This window comes from Streptomyces sp. NPDC001410 (genome assembly GCF_042895235.1).
Taxonomy (GTDB): domain Bacteria; phylum Actinomycetota; class Actinomycetes; order Streptomycetales; family Streptomycetaceae; genus Streptomyces.
In genome coordinates, this window is the sequence record NZ_JBIAWE010000012.1 from 268,463 (window position 1) to 288,298 (window position 19,836).

Here is a 19,836-nt window from a genome sequence, read left to right on the forward strand (position 1 = left end):
ACACCACGCGGTGCGCTAGTCGGCACCACGCGGTGCGCTAGTCGGCACCACGCGGTGCGCTAGCTCGACAGCCAGCACACCGCACAGAACGCTCCTGCCAGGGCTGTGAGGGTCCCCGGGTTTCCTGACCCGGGGACCCTCGGCATATGTGAGGCTTTGCTCCATGCCCGTCGTCCGTGACCTGCGCGTCCTGCTGCGTCTGCGGGACTTCCGACGCCTGCTGTCCGTACGCCTCCTCTCGCAGGGCGCCGACGGCGTCTATCAGGTCGCGCTCGCCGCGTACGTCGTCTTCTCCCCGGAGAAACAGACCTCGGCCGTGGCGATCGCCTCGGCGATGGCGGTCCTGCTGCTCCCTTACTCGCTGGTCGGTCCCTTCGCGGGCGTCCTGCTGGACCGCTGGCGCCGCCGCCAGGTCCTCGTGTACGGCAACCTGCTGCGCGCACTGCTGGCGGCGGCCACCGCCGTGCTGATGGTCAGCTCGGTGCCGGACTGGCTGTTCTATGTCTCCGCGCTGTGCGTCACGGCCGTCAACCGCTTCGTCCTCGCCGGGCTGTCGGCCGCCCTGCCGCGCGTGGTCGACGCCGAGCGCCTGGTGATCGCCAACTCCCTGTCCCCGACGGCCGGAACACTCGCCGCGACCGCGGGCGGCGGCCTCGCCTTCCTCGTACGGCTCGTGGCGGCGGGCTCCGATGCCGCGGTGGTCCTGCTCGGCGCTTTCCTCTATCTCTGTGCCGCGCTGACCTCACTGAGGATGGCTCCCGCGCTGCTGGGCCCCGACCGGCTGCCGACGCAGCCCCACCTGCCGACCGCGGTCGCCGACACCGCACGCGATCTGCTCGCGGCCGTGCGGCACCTGGCCGAGCCCCGGCGCCGGGAAGCGGCCTGGGCGCTGGCCTCGATGACGCTGATGCGCTTCTGCTACGGCGCGCTCCTCGTCCTGCTCCTCATGCTGTGCCGGTACACCCTCGCCGCGACCCCGGACGAAGGACTCCGGCTGCTCGGACTCGCCGTGGCGGTGTCCGGCGCGGGCTTCTTCGCGGCCGCCGTGGTGACACCGTGGGCGGTGGGCCGGCTCGGCCCCGGCCGCTGGATCGTGGTCTGCTCCGGTGTGGCCGCGGTTCTGGAGCCTGCGCTGGGTCTGCCGTTCGCCACCGGCCCCCTGATGGTCGCGACCTTCGTCCTGGGGTTGATCACTCAGGGAGCCAAGATCGCCACGGACACGATCGTCCAGTCCTCGGTCGAGGACGGTTTCCGGGGCCGGATCTTCTCCGTGTACGACGTCCTCTTCAACGTCGCCTTCGTGGGCGCTGCCGGAGTGGCCGCCCTGATGCTCCCGCCGGACGGCCGGTCAGCGGTGCTGGTGGTGTTCGTCGCCCTGATCTACGGCGGGGTCGCGGTGGCCATGGCCCGCTTCGAAGCGCGCCGAGACAGCAGTGGGGGCGATGTTTCACGTGAAACATCGCCCCCTCGCTAGGCCCTCGGTCATGTTTCACGTGAAACATGCCCCGTCCACGGCCTCAGCTCTGTTCGGCCCACCACTCCTTGAGGGCCGCCACCGCCGCATCGTGCTCCATCGGACCGTTCTCCAGGCGCAGCTCCAGCATGTGCTTGTACGCCTTGCCGATGACGGGTCCGGGGCCGACGCCCAGGATCTCCATGATCTGGTTGCCGTCGAGGTCCGGGCGGATCGAGTCCAGCTCCTCCTTCTCCTGGAGCTGCCCGATGCGCTCCTCCAGGCCGTCGTAGGCCCGCGACAGCGCGGCCGCCTTCCGCTTGTTCCGCGTGGTGCAGTCGGAGCGGGTCAGCTTGTGCAGGCGGTCCAGGAGCGGGCCCGCGTCACGGACATAGCGGCGCACCGCCGAATCCGTCCACTCGCCGGTGCCGTAGCCGTGGAAGCGCAGGTGGAGTTCGACCAGACGCGAGACGTCCTTCACCAGGTCGTTGGAGTACTTCAGAGCCGTCATGCGCTTCTTGGTCATCTTCGCGCCCACCATCTCGTGGTGGTGGAACGAGACCCGGCCGTCCTTCTCGAAGCGGCGGGTGCGCGGCTTGCCGATGTCATGCAGCAGCGCGGCCAGGCGCAGCGTGAGGTCGGGGCCGTCCTCCTCCAGCGCCATCGCCTGCTCCAGCACGATCAGCGTGTGGTCGTAGACGTCCTTGTGCCGGTGGTGCTCGTCACGCTCCAGGTGCAGGGCCGGCAGCTCGGGCAGGACGTGGTCGGCGAGCCCGGTGTCGACCAGAAGACTCAGACCCTTGCGCGGGTTCGCGGAGAGGATCAGCTTGTTCAACTCGTCCCGCACCCGCTCGGCCGAGACGATCTCGATCCGCCCGGCCATGTCCGTCATCGCCGTGACGACCTCGGAAGCCACTTGGAAGTCCAGCTGGGCGGCGAACCGGGCGGCCCGCATCATCCGCAGCGGATCGTCCGAGAACGACTCCTCGGGCGTACCGGGGGTGCGCAGCACCCGGGCCGCGAGGTCCTCCAGGCCGCCGTGCGGGTCGATGAACTCCTTCTCCGGCAGCGCCACGGCCATCGCGTTGACCGTGAAGTCCCGACGGACCAGATCCTGCTCGATGGAGTCGCCGTACGACACCTCGGGCTTGCGCGAGGTGCGGTCGTACGCCTCGGACCGGTAGGTGGTCACCTCGATCAGGTAGCCGTCCTTCTGCGCCCCGACCGTGCCGAAGGCGATCCCGACCTCCCAGACGGCGTCCGCCCAGGGCCGCACGATCTTCAGTACGTCCTCGGGGCGCGCGTCGGTGGTGAAATCCAGGTCGTTGCCGAGCCGGCCGAGCAACGCGTCGCGGACCGAGCCGCCCACCAGGGCGAGCGAGAACCCGGCCTCCTGGAAACGGCGGGCGAGATCGTCGGCCACGGGGGCCACCCGTAGCAGCTCGCTCACAGCGCGTTGCTGCGCCTGGCTCAGGGCAGAGGGATTGTCATCGATGGGGTTCGGCACAACAGAAGAGGGTACGTGGCCCCGGCGCCCCGGGGCGCCTCGATTGGACGGGCACGGATGCCTCCTGCCATAAGCGCACAAGGGCTGCGCTTACGGCGTACATCCGCTCTCCCCTCGATACTGGATATAGAGGACGGGTCGCTACTGCCCCACGATCTTGCGGAGCAGACCGCGGCACTTCACCTCAGCGCGCCTCGTTACCATGCGTGGACGCACATTCCGACGACCACTGACGACGACGAGGGACGGGCGAGCGCGTGGCCGAGGCGGCTGACTTCCAGGGGACCAGTGCCTCACCGGTGCGCCGGTGGCTGCGGCGCACCGGAGGACTGTTCGCCGGTGTGCCCCTGCTGGCCGGGCTCCTCCAGCTGCCCGCCGCGGGGCCGGCACAGGCCGCTTCCTCGGACGCCGTGTCCGTCTCGGTGGACTCACTCAGCCCCAGCGCCCCCACGGACGGCGACACGCTGACCGTGTCCGGCACGGTGACCAACAACGGCAAGCAGGCCGTCACCGGCGCCCACGTGGGCCTGCGGGTGGGTCGCATGCTGAACACGCGCTCGGCGATCGACGGGGTCGCCCAGCGCTCCGACGACCTCCAGAGCACCACCGGCACCGAGGTCGGCGGAAAGTACGAGGAGAAGTTCGCCAAGCTGGCCCCGGGCGTCGCCGAGCACTTCAGCATCTCGGTCCCGGTGGACAAGCTGGACCTCGGCGACGACGGCGTCTACGAGTTCGGCGTCGCCCTGTCCGGCCAGACCGCCGCGCAGCCCTGGGAGCAGGTGCTCGGCGTCCAGCAGACGTTCCTGCCGTGGCAGCCCTCCGAGGCCGACACGAAGACGAAGACGACGTTCCTGTGGCCGCTGATCTCCACCGTCCACATGACGGCCCGGACAGGTGCCGGCGAGCTGCAGACGCCGGTGTTCCTCAACGACGACCTGGCCAAGGAGCTCGCCCGGGGCGGTCGGCTGGCGCAGATGCTGGAACTGGGCAAGGACCTCGACGTCACCTGGGTGATCGACCCGGACCTGCTGGCGTCGGTGGATGCGATGGCGGGCAACTACCGCGTCCAGGGCGAGGGCAACACCACCACGGCCGGCACCCACCAGGCGGTCGCCAAGCAGTGGCTGGCCGGCCTGCAGAAGGCCGTGGCGGGCAAGGAGGTCGTCGCCCTGCCCTTCGCCGACCCGGACCTGGCCTCCCTCGCGCACAACGGCACCAGCGTCACCGGCTCGCTCAGCCACCTCAAGGACGCCACCGACGTCGCCGCCACCACCGTGAAGACCGTGCTTCATGTCACACCGAGCACGGACTTCGCCTGGCCGGTGGAAGGCGCCGTGGACCCGTCGATCATGAAGGTCGCCACCTCGGCCGGTGCCGACCGGGTGATCGCCCGCAGCGACAGCCTCCAGGAGACCGCCGGGCTGTCGTACACGCCCTCCGCCGCCCGCCCCGTCGGCGGCGGTACGACGGCGGTGGTGGCCGACGCACGGCTGTCCACGGCCTTCGCGGGCGATCTGACCAAGGCGGACTCGGCCACGCTCGCCGTGCAGGAGTTCCTGGCGCAGAGTCTGGAGGTGAACGCGCAGACGGACGAGCAGCGCAGCATCGTCGTCGCTCCGCAGCGCATGCCGTCGGCGAGCCAGGCCCAGGCGATGGCGACGGCGCTGAAGGCGCTCCAGGACGGCACCTGGTCGCAGTCGCAGAACCTCACCGCGGCCGCCAAGGCCAAGCCCGACCCGGACGCCACCACGCGCATCCCGTCCACGTCCGCCTACCCCTCCTCGCTGCGCAAGCAGGAGCTGCCCAGGACGGCCTTCGAGCAGATCGCGCGCACCCAGGAGAAGCTCGACAACTTCAAGGTGATCCTCAGCGACCAGTCCCGCGTGGTCACCCCGTTCGGCAGGGCCATAAACCGTGAGATGTCCACGTCGTGGCGAGGCCGCGGCACCCAGGCGGACAGCTTCCGGGGCGACGTGGAGAACTGGCTCGACGAACTGGCCGACCAGGTCAAGCTGATCGAGAAGTCCGAGACCAAGCTCTCCGGGCGCAGCGCCACCATCCCGGTGACCGTCCAGAACAACCTGGTCCAGCCCGTGAACCACCTCGTGCTGCGGCTCACCTCGACGAACCCGACCCGCCTGAAGATCGGCGGCAAGGCCTACTACGAGCAGCGCGTCGAGGTCTCCGGCGGCCACAGCCAGTCCGTGAAGTTCACCACCTCGGCCAACGCCAATGGCCGGGTATCGGTCTACGCCCAGCTGTACACCGAGGACGGTCAGGAATACGGCGACCAAGTCCAGTTCGATGTGAAGGTCACCGAGGTCACGCCCACGGTCATGCTGGTCATCGGCGGCGGCGTGCTCCTCCTCGTCCTGGCCGGCTTCCGGATGTACACCCAGCGCAAGCGTGCGGCCGCCCGTCAGGCCGAGGACGACGGCCCCGACGCCGCGGAGGAGGACACCGGCGAGAAGCCCGGGAACCCCGGGGCCCCCGGGGACCGTCTCCCGGAGGAGTCCGACGCCCCCTCCGGGGCAGACGACCCGGAGCAGCCGAGTGACCCTGCACCGGACACCGCACCGGAAAGCGCCGACCCGTCCGGGACGGGTGAGAGAGTGGACCGTTGAGCGATGTCGTGGCCGGTGTGGCCCGGGACGATGAGGTGGGGTAACCATGAACGCGCCGTACGACGGTGACCGCGCTCCGGGCGCAGCCGGCTCCGGCTACCCCGAGCCGACGCCCGAGCCCGGGCAGGTGCCGCCGCAGCACGCTGCGGACATGTACCTCCAGGACGCCTACGACCAGGACCCCTACCGAGACCACGATCTCGCCGCCCAGGACCCGGTCGCCGAGGCGCTCTACGACCGTGCCGCGCACCCCCCGCCGCCCCCGGGCACGTACGAGCAGCAGCAGCCGTTGTACGGCCAGCCGGCCCAGTCGCCGTACGCCCCCGACCCGCGCGTGTGGGCGCAGACCCCGGCGCCGGAGCCGGAGGGCGCGGCCCAGTACCTGCCGTACGGTGACGACCCCCGTACGACCCAGTTCGTGGGCGTGGACGACCTGGTGACGCACTCCGGCGAGGAGTACCACCAGCCCGACGCCTTCGCGCATCTCTTCCGGGACCAGCAGCAGGGCGGTACGCCCGCGCCGATGGATCCCCCGGCCGTTCCCGGCACGGCTGCCGTGCCGGGCCCCGGGCAGGGCCCAGCGGCTCCGTACCCGGCGCCGCCGCACGCCCCCCAGAGCCCGCAGTACGCGAACCAGTACGCCGAGACGCCGTACCAGGCCGGTCCGCCCGCCCCCGGGCAGCCGCTCCAGCCGCCGGTGCCGGCCCCGGCCTCAGCTCCCGAGCCCGCCGGTCCGTCCGCTGCCGCGGAGGCATCCGCACCCCCGGCTCCCGTCCCGAAGAAGGGCGGGAAGGCCGCCGGGCTGCTCAAGTCCAGCGCGGTCATGGCGGCGGGCACGATGGTGTCCCGGCTCACCGGTTTCATCCGCTCCGCGCTGATCGCGGCCGCGCTGGGCCTCGGCTTCCTCGCCGACTCCTTCCAGGTGGCCTACCAGCTGCCGACGATGATCTACATCCTCACGGTCGGCGGCGGTCTCAACTCCGTCTTCGTGCCCCAGCTGGTGCGCTCGATGAAGGAGGACGAGGACGGCGGCGAGGCCTTCGCCAACCGTCTGCTGACCCTCGTGATGGTGGCCCTGGCCGCGCTGACCGCCCTCGCGATGCTCGCGGCGCCGCTGCTGGTGCGGGCACTGTCTCCCACCATCGCCGACAACCCTGCGGCCAACGACGTCGCGGTCACCTTCACCCGCTACTTCCTGCCCTCGATCTTCTTCATGGGCATCCACGTGGTGATGGGTCAGATCCTGAACGCGCGCGGGAAGTTCGGCGCGATGATGTGGACGCCGGTCCTGAACAACATCGTCATCATCATCTCGCTCGGCGCGTTCATCTGGGTCTACGGCACCGCAGCCAACTCCCACCTGGGCGTCGACAACATCCCGCCGCAGGGTCAGCGACTGCTCGGTGTCGGTGTGCTGCTCGGCCTGGTCGTCCAGGCCCTCGCGATGATCCCCTACCTGCGCGAGACCGGATTCCGGATCCGGCTGCGCTTCGACTGGAAGGGCCACGGCCTGGGCAAGGCCGCGATGCTCGCCAAGTGGACGATCCTGTTCGTCCTCGCCAACCAGGTGGGCGCCATGGTCGTGACGCAGCTCTCCACCGCTGCCGGCGACGCCTCCGGTGTCAAGGGCACCGGCTTCGCCGCCTACGCCAACGCCCAGCTGATCTGGGGCCTGCCGCAGGCCATCATCACGGTGTCCCTCATGGCCGCGCTGCTGCCGCGCATCTCCCGCTCGGCCTCCGAAGGTGACGGCGGCGCCGTCCGTGACGACATCTCGCAGGGCCTGCGCACCACCGCGGTCGCCATCGTGCCCATCGCCTTCGGTTTCCTCTCGCTCGGCATCCCGATGTGCACGCTGATCTTCGGCTCCGCGGGCACCAGCTCAGCCGTCAACATGGGTTACATGCTGATGGCCTTCGCCCTCGGCCTGATCCCGTACTCCGTGCAGTACGTGGTCCTGCGCGCCTTCTACGCCTACGAGGACACCCGGACGCCCTTCTACAACACCGTCATCGTGGCGGCGGTCAACGCGGGCGCCTCCGCGCTCTGCTACTTCCTGCTGCCGGCCCGCTGGGCGGTCGCGGGCATGGCCGCCGCGTACGGCCTCGCCTACGCGATCGGTGTGGGCGTCGCCTGGCGGAGGCTGCGCAAGCGGCTCGGCGGTGACCTGGATGGCGCACGGGTGCTGCGGACGTACGCGCGGCTCGGTATCGCCTCGGTACCGGCGGCCCTGCTCAGCGGTGCGGCCTGCTACGGCATCGGACACACCCTCGGTCAGGGCGTCATCGGATCCTTCGCGGCGCTGGTCGTCGGCGGTGCGGTCCTGCTCGGCGTCTTCTTCGTGGCCGCCCGCCGGATGCGGATCGACGAACTCAACTCGCTCGTGGGCATGGTGCGCGGGCGTCTGGGTCGCTGAGGCGGGGGTAGGCGCACAACCATCGTCCGCAGCTGTGTGTCGTGCATAGCGGCGGACTGTGGGCACAATTGGATTCGGCGTCGGACAGCGTGCAACGGATGGGGAGGCAGGGACGACGGTGGCGGAACGGAGCACGGCTGCCGTCGACGTGGCAGACAACAGCGGCGAGCAGCCGCTGACCGCCAAGGCGGACCAGTCCACGGCCGACGGGGTGGCCCAGAACCCGGAGCGGGACACGGACAGCGAGGGGCAGGGGAGCGGCGGGACGGACGGTCACGGAAAGAAGGCCTCACCGCCAGAACTGCACAGCGGTCACAAACTCGCCAGACGCTACCGTCTCGAGGAGTGCGTCACCCGTCTGGACGGATTCAGCAGCTGGCGTGCGGTCGACGAGAAACTCCGTCGCGCCGTCGGCGTCCACATCCTTCCCGCGGACCATGCGCGGGCCCGGTCGGTGCTGGCCGCCGCCCGTTCCTCGGCGCTGCTCGGCGATCCACGCTTCGTCCAGGTCCTGGACGCCGTCGAGGAGAACGACCTCGTCTACGTCGTGCACGAGTGGCTGCCCGACGCCACCGAACTGACCGCGCTGCTGGCGGCCGGCCCGCTGGAGCCGCACGACGCCTACCAGATGGTCAGTCAGGTCGCCTCTGCCATGGCCGCCGCACACCGCGAGGGCCTCGCCCATCTGCGGCTGAACCCGAACGCCGTCCTGCGCGCCTCCACCGGTCAGTGGCGCATCCGCGGCCTCGCCGTGAACGCGGCGCTGCGCGGCATCAGTTCCGACACCCCGCAGCGCACCGACACCGAGTCGATCGGCGCCCTGCTGTACGCGGCGCTGACCCAGCGCTGGCCGTACGAGAACGACGCCTACGGCCTGTCCGGCCTGCCCAAGGACATCGGCCTGATCGCCCCGGACCAGGTGCGCGCCGGGGTCCACCGCGGCCTGTCCGAACTCGCCATGCGCGCCCTCGTCAACGACGGGGCCACCGCGTCCCGGCACGAGGCTGCGTGCACGACGCCGGAGGAGCTGGTCAAGGCGATCGGTGAGATGCCCCGCATCCGCCCGCCGGAGCCGGCGTTCACAGCCCCACCGGAGTACCAGCGCACGACGTACCAGCAGGGCACGTACGGCCGCCCTGCAGCGCGCCCCGGTGCCACGCAGCCGATCGTGGCCCCGCCGCCCCCGCTGCAGAGCCGCACCGGCAAGGCCCTGAAGTGGGCTGTCTCGGCCCTCCTCATCGCCGCCCTGGGTCTGGGCAGCTGGCAGCTGGCGGACGCCTTGATGGGCCAGGGCGACAAGTCGGACGACACCAACAAGACACAGGTTCAGGACGGCGGGGACAAGGGCCCGAAGAAGCCGGCGTCCGGCACTCCCGTCCCCATCAAGGGCGGCCGCGACTTCGACCCGTTCAGCGACGACCGCTCTGAAAACCCTGATGACATAACGAAGGCCTTCGACAACAGCCCGTCCACCAACTGGGAGACGAGCTTCTACCTGAGCCCGGAGTTCGGCAATCTGAAGCCGGGCGTCGGGATGGTCCTCGACCTCGGTAAGGTCCAGCAGGTCGGAAAGGTGACGGTCACCTTCGTCGGGCAGACTTCGGTCGAGCTCCGTGCCGCCGGCGCGGACGCGGGGTCGGAACCGACATCGCTTGACGCCTATACCAAGGCTGCCAGCGGATCGGGCACGACGGTGGTGCTCAAGCCTGGCACGTCCCTCAAGACCCGGTACCTCCTGGTGTGGCTGACCAAGCTGCCTTCAGACGGGGGAGACCACTGGCGGGGCAGAGTGGCAGACATCAAGGTGACCAGCTGAGGTCTCCGCTCGGGAGGGGATGATGGCAGAGGGCGCCGGATACGACGGAGTGAGCGACCAGGATCTGCTCGCCCGCCATGTGGAAGGCGACCCCGATGCCTTCGGTGAGATCGTGCGGCGGCATCGGGACCGGCTCTGGGCGGTGGCGCTGCGGACGCTGGGGGACCGGGAGGAGGCCGCCGACGCCGTCCAGGATGCGCTGGTGTCCGCCTACCGGGCCGCGCACACCTTCCGAGGGCAGTCGGCCGTCACGACCTGGCTGCATCGCATCACCGTGAACGCCTGCCTGGACCGGGCCCGCAAGGCCGCCTCCAGGAAGACCGCTCCGGTCGACGACACCGAGCGGCTGGAGCAGCTGCTGGAGCCGCACGAGTCGGCCTCCGCTCCTGCCGAGCGGAACGATGTGCACCGCCAGCTCCTCGAGGCGCTCGGCACGCTTCCGTATGAGCAGCGTGCGGCTCTGGTCCTCGTGGACATGCAGGGCTACCCCGTGGCCGAGGCCGCCCGGATCCTTGATGTGCCGACGGGGACGGTGAAGAGCCGGTGCGCCCGAGGCCGGGCCAGACTCCTTCCGCTCCTCACCCATTTGCGGCCCGGAAGCACCGGTGACGAAAAAGAGCCCGAGCCGGGACGGAACCGGGTGGAAGGGAAATCCGTCCCACCTGCGGCAGGTCCTCATGACAAGGGTCCGGGACGTACGGGTCCGAGCGATTCAACCGCAGTGAAGGGCGGAGGTGGGCGAGCGTGACTTACTCGACAGACACGGCCGGGCACCCGGACGTCGCCGAGATCTCCGACCTCACCGAAGGCCTCCTCCCACCGGACCGGAGCACGGAACTACGGCGCCACCTGGAAGGGTGCGAGCTGTGCGCGGACGTGCATGCCTCGCTGGAGGAGATCCGGGGGCTGCTCGGCACCATGCCGGGCCCAACGCCCATGCCCGCGGACGTCGCCGGGCGTATCGACGCCGCCCTCGCCGCCGAAGCGCTGCTTGCCTCCACCGCACCTGAAGCCCTGGACGCACCTCTCCTCGTTTCCGCATCCGAAGAGCCGGCACGCACGGGCGGTCATGTTTCACGTGAAACATCGGTCCCGTCGGACCGCCCCCTCGGGCGCCCCAGTGGATCTACCGGCCCGGGACGGAAGGGACGCGAGCGCGGCCGGCGCCGCAGGACCGTCGCCCTGGGTGCCGTTCTCACCGCCGCCGTCCTGGGGGCCGGGTCTCTCGTCCTCCAGTCGCTCGTCAGCGGTGGCTCCGACACAACGGCTCACGGTCGGCCGACACCGGCCGCCAGCGCGTTCTCCGGGGACAGCGTGCAGAGCCAGGTGAAGGACCTGCTCGCCACGAAGAAGGGCACGGAGCGGGGCTCCGAGAGCCAGCGGCCGCGCTCGGGCATCGACTCCCAGCAGAACAGCCCCGGGTCCACGCAGAGCGCGAACACCCTCATCCAGACCCAGCCCTCGGTTCCCGACTGCGTCCGGAAGGCGATCAACAGCAGCGACGACGCCCTCGGTGCCAAGACCGGTACCTATGCCGGCAGGAGTGCCTATCTCGTCGTGATGCCCGACGCCGGCGACAACACCCGGGTCACGGCCTATGTCGTCGACGCGGACTGCGTCCACCAGGACCCCTCGTCCGCCGGCAAGGTCCTGCTCAAGCAGTCCCTCCCTCGAACCTGAGTCCGGAGAGGATTCGTCTCCGTCTGTGCGGTCATCCGTACCGTGTGCCATCCCCGTGTGCCCGGACACACCGGGAATGCGCGCCCCTTAGGATCCGTTGGGTGGGGTGAGAGTTCTGAAAGGGGCTCTCACCGGTCGACTGACGCAGACCAGAGACGAGGAACCAAGCCGTGAGCGACGTCCGTAACGTGATCATCATCGGCTCCGGGCCGGCAGGCTACACGGCGGCGCTCTACACCGCGCGCGCTTCGCTGAAGCCCCTGGTGTTCGAGGGGGCCGTCACCGCCGGTGGCGCGCTGATGAACACCACCGAGGTGGAGAACTTCCCGGGCTTCCGCGACGGCATCATGGGGCCTGAGCTGATGGACAACATGCGGGCGCAGGCCGAGCGCTTCGGCGCCGAGCTGATCCCGGACGACATCGTCTCCGTCGACCTGACCGGTGAGATCAAGACCGTCACCGACACCGCGGGCACGGTCCACCGGGCGAAGGCTGTCATCGTCACCACCGGCTCCCAGCACCGCAAGCTCGGCCTCCCGAACGAGGACGCGCTCTCCGGCCGGGGTGTCTCCTGGTGCGCCACCTGTGACGGGTTCTTCTTCAAGGACCAGGACATCGCCGTGATCGGCGGAGGCGACACCGCGATGGAGGAGGCCACCTTCCTCTCGCGGTTCGCCAAGTCCGTGACCGTCGTCCACCGCCGTGACTCCCTGCGCGCCTCCAAGGCGATGCAGGAGCGTGCCTTCGGCGACCCGAAGATCAAGTTCGTCTGGGACAGCGAGGTTGCCGAGGTTCAGGGCGACCAGAAGCTCTCCGGTCTGAAGCTGCGCAACGTCAAGACCGGCGAGCTCTCCGACCTGCCGGTGACGGGCCTGTTCATCGCGATCGGCCACGACCCGCGCACCGAGCTGTTCAAGGGCCAGCTGGACCTGGACGATGAGGGCTACCTGAAGGTCGCCGCCCCGTCCACCCGCACCAACCTGACCGGTGTCTTCGCCGCCGGTGACGTGGTCGACCACACCTACCGGCAGGCGATCACCGCGGCCGGCACCGGCTGCTCCGCCGCCCTCGACGCCGAGCGCTTCCTCTCCGCCCTCGCGGACGAGGACAAGGCCGAGGCTGCCGCCACCGTCTGACCTTCCCCCTCCCTCGCCCCACCGCAGAAGATAAGGAGCCCACCGTGGCCCTGAAGAGCACGACCGACGCGTCCTTCGACGAGGACGTCCTCAAGAACGACAAGCCCGTCCTGGTGGACTTCTGGGCCGACTGGTGCGGCCCGTGCCGCCAGATCGCTCCGTCCCTTGAGGCGATTGCCGCCGAGCACGGCGACAAGATCGAGATCGTCAAGCTGAACATCGACGAGAACCCGGGCACGGCCGCCAAGTACGGCGTCATGTCCATCCCGACCCTCAACGTCTACCAGGGCGGCGAGGTCGTCAAGACGATCGTCGGTGCCAAGCCGAAGGCTGCGCTCGTGCGCGACCTCGACGAGTTCATCGCCGAGTGACGTTTCACGTGAAACACGAATGGGCCAACCCCTCTGGGTTGGCCCATTTGCATGAGGCCCTCGGCTGACGCCGGCCTCTACAGCGGCCGCAGCACCGGTTCCTTCTGTACGGCTCCCAGCAGCCGGTCGAGCGCCATCTCCACGTCTTCCTTCCAGGAGAGCGTCGAGCGCAGCTCCAGCCGCAGACGGGGGTGCGTGGGATGCTGCCGGACCGTCTTGAAGCCCACGGCCAGGAGATGGTCGGCGGGCAGCAGACAGGCGGGCTCCCTCCAGCGGGCGTCACCGAACGCCTCGATCGCCTTGAAGCCCCGGCGCAACAGGTCCTTGGCCACCGTCTGGACCATCACCCGGCCCAGCCCCTGCCCCTGGTAACCGGGCATGATGAACGCCGTCATGAGCTGGACGGCATCCGGTGAGACCGGACTCGTCGGGAACGCCGTGGAGCGCGGGACGTAGGCCGGCGGCGCGTAGAGAACGAAGCCCACGGGAACGTCGTCGACGTAGACCACCCGGCCGCACGATCCCCAGTCCAGCAGGACGGCGGAGATCCAGGACTCCTTCTCCAGCGCGGAGGTGCCCGCCTTTACCGCGGCTTCGCCGCTGACGGGGTCGAGCTCCCAGAAGACGCACGAGCGACAGCGCTTGGGAAGGTCCTGAAGGTTGTCCAGCGTGAGCGGTACGAGCCGGCGCCCCATGAAGGCTGTTCCTCGCTTCCTTCGCCCGCTGCGTCGCGAGCGGCTGTCAGAGCGCTGCGTTCCCTGAGCAGGCTGCCGACGAATCCGCCGACGGCCCCAAGGCCCAAGCCAGCGCTCACCAGTCCGGTGCGGCTCATCGATCGCATGGCCCCTGTCTCCCCACTCAGAGATCCGCCAGGTGGATGCGCCATACCCATCCGCATCGTATCCACGAAGCGATTCCCCCGATACCTGCCTCAAAGCAAAGAGCGGACCGCGTTCCGGTACACACCGGATGCGATCCGCTCTCCTGCACCCTCGGCGGGACCGCCGGAGGTTTCAGTCGTCCTGCTCCTCGGAGTCGCCGTCGTGGAGACCCTTCTGCAGAACCGGCCCCTCGCCCGGGGCGAGCGAGCCGAGGATCCGCTCAAGGTCCTCCATGGAGGCGAACTCGACGGTGATCTTGCCCTTCTTCTGACCAAGGTCGACCTTCACCCGGGTCTCGAAGCGATCCGACAGCCGGGTGGCCAGCTCGCTCAGCGCCGGGGAGACCCGGGCACCGGCCCGCGGGCCCTTGGAGCGCTGGGTCGTCTGGGGCCGCGAACCCATCAGGGTCACGATCTCCTCGACGGCCCGCACCGAGAGGCCCTCGGCCACGATGCGATGCGCCAGCCGGTCCTGCTCGTCCGAGTCCTCGACGGACAGCAGCGCCCGGGCGTGACCGGCGGAGAGGACCCCGGCGGCGACCCTGCGCTGGACGGCCGGCGACAGCTTCAACAGCCGCAGGGTGTTGGAGACCTGCGGACGGGAACGCCCGATGCGGTCCGCCAGCTGGTCGTGCGTGCAGTTGAAGTCCTTCAGCAGCTGGTCGTAGGCGGCCGCCTCTTCCAGCGGGTTCAGCTGCGCCCGGTGCAGGTTCTCCAGCAGCGCGTCCAGAAGGAGCTTCTCGTCATCGGTGGCCCGGACGATCGCAGGGATGGCCTCGAGGCCGGCCTCACGGCAGGCCCGCCAGCGGCGCTCACCCATGATCAGCTCATAGCGGCCGGGACCCAGCTGTCGTACGACGACAGGCTGGAGGAGACCGACCTCCTGGATGGAAGTGACCAGCTCCTGCAGCGCGTCCTCGTCGAAGACCTCACGCGGCTGGCGCGGGTTCGGCGTAATGGCGTCGAGGGGCAGCTCGGCGAAGTGGGCGCCCACCGGAGGCGCCGGAGCCTCTGCGGCAGGGCTCACCGAGGGCTCCTCGGTTTCATGTGAAACAGGCGGCAGCATGGCCACCTTCGCCGCGGCCACCCCGCGGTCGGTCGTCAGCACCGGGACCGCTGCCGGGGACGTGGACGTCCCACTCCCCATCGCGGCAGGAGCCGGGTTCTTCTCGGTCGGGGCAGCAGGGATCAGCGCGCCGAGTCCACGGCCCAGCCCCCTCCGTCGCTCGCTCACTGGATCCCCTCCACCATGCTCTGGTCGTTCTGGGCGCCGATGTGGGCCTGGCTGGCGTCATAGCTGATGCCGATGCCCCTCAGCGCGATTTCTCGGGCCGCCTCAAGATAGGAGAGGGCACCGCTCGATCCAGGATCGTAAGTCAGCACCGTCTGCCCATAGCTCGGCGCCTCGGAGATACGGACCGAGCGGGGAATGCTCGTCCGCAGCACCTCGTCACCGAAGTGGGTGCGCACCTCTTCCGCGACCTGCGAGGCGAGACGCGTCCGGCCGTCATACATGGTGAGCAGGATGGTCGACACATGCAAGGTGGGGTTGAGGTGCCCCCGCACCAGGTCGACGTTGCGGAGCAGCTGACCCAATCCCTCCAGCGCGTAGTACTCGCACTGGATGGGGATGAGGACCTCCTGGCCCGCGACGAGCGCGTTGACCGTCAACAGGCCCAGCGAGGGCGGGCAGTCGATGAGGATGTAGTCCAACGGCTGCTCGTACGCCTGGATCGCGCGCTGCAGCCGGCTCTCACGGGCCACCAGAGACACCAGCTCGATCTCCGCACCGGCGAGATCGATGGTGGCAGGGGCGCAGAAGAGGCCTTCGACATCGGGGACGGGCTGGACGACCTCGGCCAGCGGCCTGCTCTCCACCAACACGTCATAGATGGACGGCACTTCCGCGTGATGATCGATACCCAGCGCCGTGGACGCATTGCCCTGCGGGTCGAGGTCGATCACCAGAACGCGGCCGCCGTGCAGAGCCAGCGAAGCAGCAAGGTTGACGGTCGTCGTGGTCTTGCCCACGCCACCCTTCTGGTTGGCGACCACGATGACTCGGGTCTGCTCGGGACGCGGCAGGCCTTCGCCGGCGCGGCCCAGAGCCTCCACCGCCAGTTGGGCAGCGCGACCGATGGGAGTGTCGTCCATCGGAGGCGGTGTTTCACGTGAAACATCCGCCCCCATCGACTCGGTACGGGGACCGGGGACCGGATCGGTCATCGGTCCCGCGATGTTGGCGTCGGACCGCACGGATTCACTCTCCTCGACTTCAGGCTCGCAATGAACAGAGCCTCCCATGTCTTCGGGGTCGTGAACCAGTGAGGCCTGGTGTTCTGTGGAGAAATCCACCTCTGTGGACAACTCCGGTGCCTCTCCGAGTGAACCAAGAGGCCTCCGGTCGCGAGGTTCGGCCGCGGCGCGGCCGCGACTGATGATGCCGTGCAGCAGTGAGCGACGTTTCACGTGAAACACGATGCACAGCCGCGGCGGCCGGACCTTCGCGACACTCCGGCTTGCGTACGTTTGGCAGCTTGTGTGGAGTACGTCTCACCTATCAGCGACGTCGCCGCGCCCGCCCCGTCCGGGCCGCCTTGGCCCGCTTGGCCGCGAAACGCACACCGCCCGGGCTCTCTCCCACCTCGACCCGCACGACCGTGGACGGGGGATCCACCACGCCCTCGCCCACGTGCAGGATGGAGGTCGACACCGCACCGAGCTTGCTGAGTGCGGTAGCCGCCGCCTTCAGCTCCTCCTCGGCGGTGTCCCCCTTGAGCGCGAGCATCTCGCCGTACGGGCGCAGCAGCGGGATGCCCCAGGTGGCCAGACGGTCCAGCGGGGCCACGGCGCGGGCCGTCACCACATGGACCGGCGGCAGCTTGCCCATGACCTCCTCGGCCCGGCCGCGCATCACGGTGACGTGATCCAGGCCCAGCAGCTCGACGACCTCGGTGAGGAAGGTGGTGCGCCGCAGCAGGGGCTCCAGCAGGGTGATGTTCAGGTCGTCCCGGACCAGGGCCAGCGGAATGCCCGGCAGGCCGGCGCCCGAGCCGACGTCGCACACCGTCACCCCCTCGGGGACCGCTTCTGAGAGCACCGCGCAGTTCAGCAGGTGCCGCTCCCACAGGCGGGGCACTTCGCGTGGGCCGATCAGGCCACGCTGCACGCCCGCCTCGGCGAGCAGCTCCGCATAGCGGACCGCATCGGCGAAGCGATCACCAAACACTTCCCGCGCCTGCTCGGGCGCGGGGGGAAGCTCCGCTGCCTCCGTCACGGGGACCGTCCTTCCGTACAGCGCCGGCGCTTCGCGCACCGGCCACCAGAACTACCAGGCTGACAAAGTTCGGCCCCGTCTGCAGGCAGACGGGGCCGGTGAAACGTGAGGGACCGATCAGGCGGGCAGCACGACGACGAACCGCTGCGGTTCCTCGCCCTCCGACTCGCTGCGCAGCCCGGCGGCCTTGACCGCGTCGTGCACGACCTTGCGCTCGAACGGGGTCATTGGCTTGAGCTTCACGGGCTCGCCGGTGTTCTTGACATCGGCGGCGGCCTTGGCGCCCAGCTCGGACAGCTCGGTGCGCTTCTTGGCGCGGTAGCCCGCGATGTCCAGCATCAGACGGCTGCGGTCACCGGTCTCCCGGTGCACGGCCAGGCGCGTCAGCTCCTGCAGTGCCTCCAGCACCTCGCCGTCGCGGCCGACCAGCTTCTGCAGGTCGCGGCTGCCGGTGTCGCTGATGATCGACACGGAGGCGCGGTCGGCCTCGACGTCCATGTCGATGTCGCCGTCGAGGTCGGCGATGTCCAGCAGACCCTCCAGGTAGTCCGCCGCGATCTCGCCCTCCTGCTCCAGGCGGGTGAGGGTGTCTGCACCCTCGGCAGCAGCGGAGGTGGTGCCTTCCGTCACGGGATGGGCTCCTTCTTACTTCTTGGACGGGGACTTGGGCCGCTGCGGGCCACCCTTGCGCTGGCCGGACTGGGCCTTGCTGCGGGTGCCGGAGCCGGGCTTCTGAGGCTGCTTGGCAGCGGCGGGCTTGGCGTCCTGCGGCTCGTCGGCGTCGGACTTCTCCAGCGAGGTGGTCGACGTCTCGTCGCCCGCCTGCTTCCCGCCGGACTGGCGCTGGGCCTTGGTCTGACGCTTGGGCTGCTGGCGCCGGGCGGCGGCGGTGGTCGCCGTCGTACCGTCCTCGGTCTGCGCCACGGCCTGGCTCTCGCTCTTCACCACGGTGCCGTCGGCCTGGGCCGCGAGGCCCGCCTTGCTCAGGCCGTTGATGAACTTGCGCTCGAACTCGTTGCGGTCGCGGCCCTTGGCGACGATCGCCTTGACGATGGTCTTCTCGCTGCGGCGACGGATCTTGCCGTGGTGCGTGACGTGCTTGGTGAGGCGCTCCAGGTAGGCGGCCTGGGCCTTGGAACCCGGGGTCGGGTTGTTGTGGATGACGTACATCTGCTGGCCCATGGTCCACACGTTGGTGGTCAGCCAGTAGACCAGGACACCGACCGGGAAGTTGATACCGAAGACGGCGAACATGATGGGGAAGACGTACATCAGCATCTTCTGCTGCTGCATGAACGGCGTCTTCACCGTGGTGTCGACGTTCTTCGTCATCAGCTGGCGCTGCGTGTAGAACTGCGACGCCGACATCAGGACGATCATGAGCGCGGTGACGACCCGCACATCGGTGACCGTGGCGCCCAGGGCCTCGACGGTGGAGGCGCTGTCCTTGAACTTCGCGGCGAGCGGGGCCCCGAAGATGTGCGCCTTACGGGCGCTCTCCAGCAGCGATTGGTTGATGACGCCGATGGTCTGCCCGGACGCGATGCCGTTGAGCACGTGGTACAGGGCGAAGAAGAACGGAGACTGCGCCAGGATGGGAAGGCACGAGGAGAGCGGGTTGGTGCCCGACTCCTTGTACAGCTTCATCATCTCTTCGGACTGGCGCTGCTTGTCGTTCTTGTAGCGCTCCTGGATCTTCTTCATCTCGGGCTGGAGCGTCTGCATGGCCCGGGTCGCCTTGATCTGCTTCACGAAGAGCGGGATCAGGCAGATGCGGATCAGGATCACGAGGGACACGATCGACAGGCCCCAGGCCCACCCGGTGTCGGGGCCGAAGATGGCGCCGTACACCGTGTGGAACTGGACGATGACCCAGGAGACAGGTGTCGTGATGAAGCTGAAGAGGCTGGCAATCGTGTCCACTAATCATGCTCCTTGGGCATGGGACGAGGTCTCTGCGGCCGGGCTCGAGGGAAGCCCGGAGTGAGGCTTCTCCTCGGTGGCCGGTTCGGCGGCGGAGGTCCCGCCCTTGCGTGCGCGCCAAGCGTTGCGCAGCATTTCGTGCCACCGCGGGCGCTTGCGCGGCGGAACATGGTCCACACCGCCGAGCGACCACGGATTGCACCGGAGGATGCGCCAGGCGGTGAGTGCCGTTCCCTTGATCGCACCGTGCCGGTCGATGGCCGTGTAGCCGTAGTGGGAGCACGACGGGTAGTACTTGCACACCGGCCCCAGCAGGGGACTGATCGTCCACTGGTACAGCTTGATCAGAGCCAGCAGCGGGTACTTCATCGCGCGCCCCCTCCCAGCAGCCGCTCGAGGGCGGCATCCAGGTCTCGGGCCAGCTGTGCGTGGTCTGCGTCGCCCGCTCCGGGCAGCGCTCGTACGACTACCAGGCTACCGGGGGCAAACAGGACGACTCGGTCACGCATCAGGTGGCGCAGTCTGCGCTTCACTTTGTTGCGCACGACCGCCCCACCCACAGCCTTGCTCACGACGAAACCCGCACGCGTCGGGGGAGCGCTCTCCCCAGGCGCATGCGGGTCCGTGGCACCGCTACGAAGGTGGACGACGAGAGTCGGGCGGCCAGCCCGACGGCCCCGTCGTACCGCGGTCGCGAAGTCCTCGCGCCGCCTCAGCCGATGCTCGGTAGGCAGCACGACGTCATGACCTGAT

Annotated in this window: 17 protein-coding genes; 8 read left to right on the forward strand and 9 right to left on the reverse strand. The window is 69.4% G+C overall.

Annotation, left to right across the window (positions count from 1 at the left end; genetic code table 11):
• Positions 1-163: 163 nt before the first annotated feature.
• Positions 164-1,474, forward strand: a complete 1,311-nt coding sequence (locus ACFY3C_RS27125) for an MFS transporter (RefSeq protein ID WP_390772570.1) — start codon at positions 164-166, stop codon at positions 1,472-1,474.
• 43 nt (positions 1,475-1,517) lie between these two features.
• Here the strand turns inward: ACFY3C_RS27125 and ACFY3C_RS27130 are convergent, their stop codons facing one another.
• A complete protein-coding gene (locus tag ACFY3C_RS27130; protein WP_389178993.1) occupies positions 1,518-2,960 on the reverse strand; it encodes a CCA tRNA nucleotidyltransferase in 1,443 nt (480 codons plus the stop codon).
• Positions 2,961-3,217: 257 nt separating this feature from the next.
• Here ACFY3C_RS27130 and ACFY3C_RS27135 point away from each other — a divergent pair, with 257 nt between their 5' ends.
• The 7 genes from ACFY3C_RS27135 (at position 3,218) to trxA (ending at position 13,003) form a co-directional block, all read left to right on the forward strand.
• Positions 3,218-5,584 carry a DUF6049 family protein gene (locus ACFY3C_RS27135; protein ID WP_390772571.1) on the forward strand — a complete coding sequence of 789 codons (2,367 nt, stop codon included), beginning with the start codon at positions 3,218-3,220 and terminating at the stop codon, positions 5,582-5,584.
• 46 nt (positions 5,585-5,630) lie between these two features.
• Entirely contained in the window at positions 5,631-8,000 is a 2,370-nt protein-coding gene (gene murJ, locus ACFY3C_RS27140; RefSeq protein ID WP_390772572.1) for a murein biosynthesis integral membrane protein MurJ, read from the forward strand.
• A gap of 118 nt (positions 8,001-8,118) precedes the next feature.
• Entirely contained in the window at positions 8,119-9,816 is a 1,698-nt protein-coding gene (locus tag ACFY3C_RS27145; RefSeq protein ID WP_390772573.1) for a serine/threonine protein kinase, read from the forward strand.
• Positions 9,817-9,838: 22 nt separating this feature from the next.
• A complete protein-coding gene (gene sigM, locus ACFY3C_RS27150) occupies positions 9,839-10,564 on the forward strand; it encodes an RNA polymerase sigma factor SigM (protein ID WP_390772574.1) in 726 nt (241 codons plus the stop codon).
• The gene (locus ACFY3C_RS27155; RefSeq protein ID WP_390772575.1) at positions 10,561-11,496 is read left to right on the forward strand and encodes an anti-sigma factor family protein; all 936 of its coding nucleotides are present in this window, start codon (positions 10,561-10,563) and stop codon (positions 11,494-11,496) included. The genes sigM and ACFY3C_RS27155 overlap by 4 nt, the downstream gene beginning before the upstream one ends.
• 170 nt (positions 11,497-11,666) lie before the next feature.
• Positions 11,667-12,632: a thioredoxin-disulfide reductase gene (gene trxB, locus ACFY3C_RS27160; protein ID WP_390772576.1), complete on the forward strand. Its 966-nt coding sequence runs from the start codon at positions 11,667-11,669 to the stop codon at positions 12,630-12,632.
• 44 nt (positions 12,633-12,676) lie between these two features.
• The gene (trxA, locus tag ACFY3C_RS27165; protein WP_390772577.1) at positions 12,677-13,003 is read left to right on the forward strand and encodes a thioredoxin; all 327 of its coding nucleotides are present in this window, start codon (positions 12,677-12,679) and stop codon (positions 13,001-13,003) included.
• Positions 13,004-13,080: 77 nt separating this feature from the next.
• On the opposite strand, the gene ACFY3C_RS27170 is transcribed toward trxA, so the two are convergent.
• The 8 genes from ACFY3C_RS27170 to rnpA all read right to left on the reverse strand — a co-directional run bounded on the left by ACFY3C_RS27170 (position 13,081) and on the right by rnpA (position 19,820).
• A complete protein-coding gene (locus ACFY3C_RS27170) occupies positions 13,081-13,698 on the reverse strand; it encodes a GNAT family N-acetyltransferase (protein WP_386572640.1) in 618 nt (205 codons plus the stop codon).
• 318 nt (positions 13,699-14,016) lie between these two features.
• On the reverse strand, positions 14,017-15,117 hold the full coding sequence (locus tag ACFY3C_RS27175; protein ID WP_386572642.1) for a ParB/RepB/Spo0J family partition protein: 1,101 nt from the start codon (positions 15,115-15,117) through the stop codon (positions 14,017-14,019).
• The gene (locus tag ACFY3C_RS27180) at positions 15,114-16,187 is read right to left on the reverse strand and encodes a ParA family protein (RefSeq protein ID WP_386573116.1); all 1,074 of its coding nucleotides are present in this window, start codon (positions 16,185-16,187) and stop codon (positions 15,114-15,116) included. The genes ACFY3C_RS27175 and ACFY3C_RS27180 overlap by 4 nt, the downstream gene beginning before the upstream one ends.
• A 256-nt stretch (positions 16,188-16,443) precedes the next feature.
• Complete coding sequence (rsmG, locus tag ACFY3C_RS27185; RefSeq protein WP_386572643.1) at positions 16,444-17,160, reverse strand: 16S rRNA (guanine(527)-N(7))-methyltransferase RsmG; 717 nt, start codon at positions 17,158-17,160, stop codon at positions 16,444-16,446.
• Positions 17,161-17,277: 117 nt separating this feature from the next.
• Positions 17,278-17,790, reverse strand: coding sequence for a protein jag (locus tag ACFY3C_RS27190; RefSeq protein WP_386572644.1), 513 nt, complete (start codon positions 17,788-17,790; stop codon positions 17,278-17,280).
• A gap of 15 nt (positions 17,791-17,805) precedes the next feature.
• Positions 17,806-19,083, reverse strand: a complete 1,278-nt coding sequence (gene yidC, locus ACFY3C_RS27195) for a membrane protein insertase YidC (protein ID WP_390772578.1) — start codon at positions 19,081-19,083, stop codon at positions 17,806-17,808.
• A gap of 3 nt (positions 19,084-19,086) precedes the next feature.
• A complete protein-coding gene (gene yidD, locus ACFY3C_RS27200) occupies positions 19,087-19,452 on the reverse strand; it encodes a membrane protein insertion efficiency factor YidD (protein ID WP_381663799.1) in 366 nt (121 codons plus the stop codon).
• Positions 19,449-19,820 (reverse strand): ribonuclease P protein component, encoded by a 372-nt coding sequence (gene rnpA / locus ACFY3C_RS27205; protein ID WP_386572647.1) that lies wholly within the window; start codon positions 19,818-19,820, stop codon positions 19,449-19,451. The genes yidD and rnpA overlap by 4 nt, the downstream gene beginning before the upstream one ends.
• Between the last annotated feature and the right edge of the window lie 16 nt (positions 19,821-19,836).

What these genes read in the sequence shown, in the direction of transcription:
- yidD (WP_381663799.1), bottom strand. Translation starts at nt 19,452, where the DNA reads ATGAAGTACCCGCTGCTGGCTCTGATCAAGCTGTACCAGTGGACGATC.
- ACFY3C_RS27180 (WP_386573116.1), bottom strand. Translation starts at nt 16,187, where the DNA reads ATGGGAGGCTCTGTTCATTGCGAGCCTGAAGTCGAGGAGAGTGAATCC.
- murJ (WP_390772572.1), top strand. Translation starts at nt 5,631, where the DNA reads ATGAACGCGCCGTACGACGGTGACCGCGCTCCGGGCGCAGCCGGCTCC.
- ACFY3C_RS27170 (WP_386572640.1), bottom strand. Translation starts at nt 13,698, where the DNA reads ATGGGGCGCCGGCTCGTACCGCTCACGCTGGACAACCTTCAGGACCTT.
- ACFY3C_RS27125 (WP_390772570.1), top strand. Translation starts at nt 164, where the DNA reads ATGCCCGTCGTCCGTGACCTGCGCGTCCTGCTGCGTCTGCGGGACTTC.
- sigM (WP_390772574.1), top strand. Translation starts at nt 9,839, where the DNA reads ATGGCAGAGGGCGCCGGATACGACGGAGTGAGCGACCAGGATCTGCTC.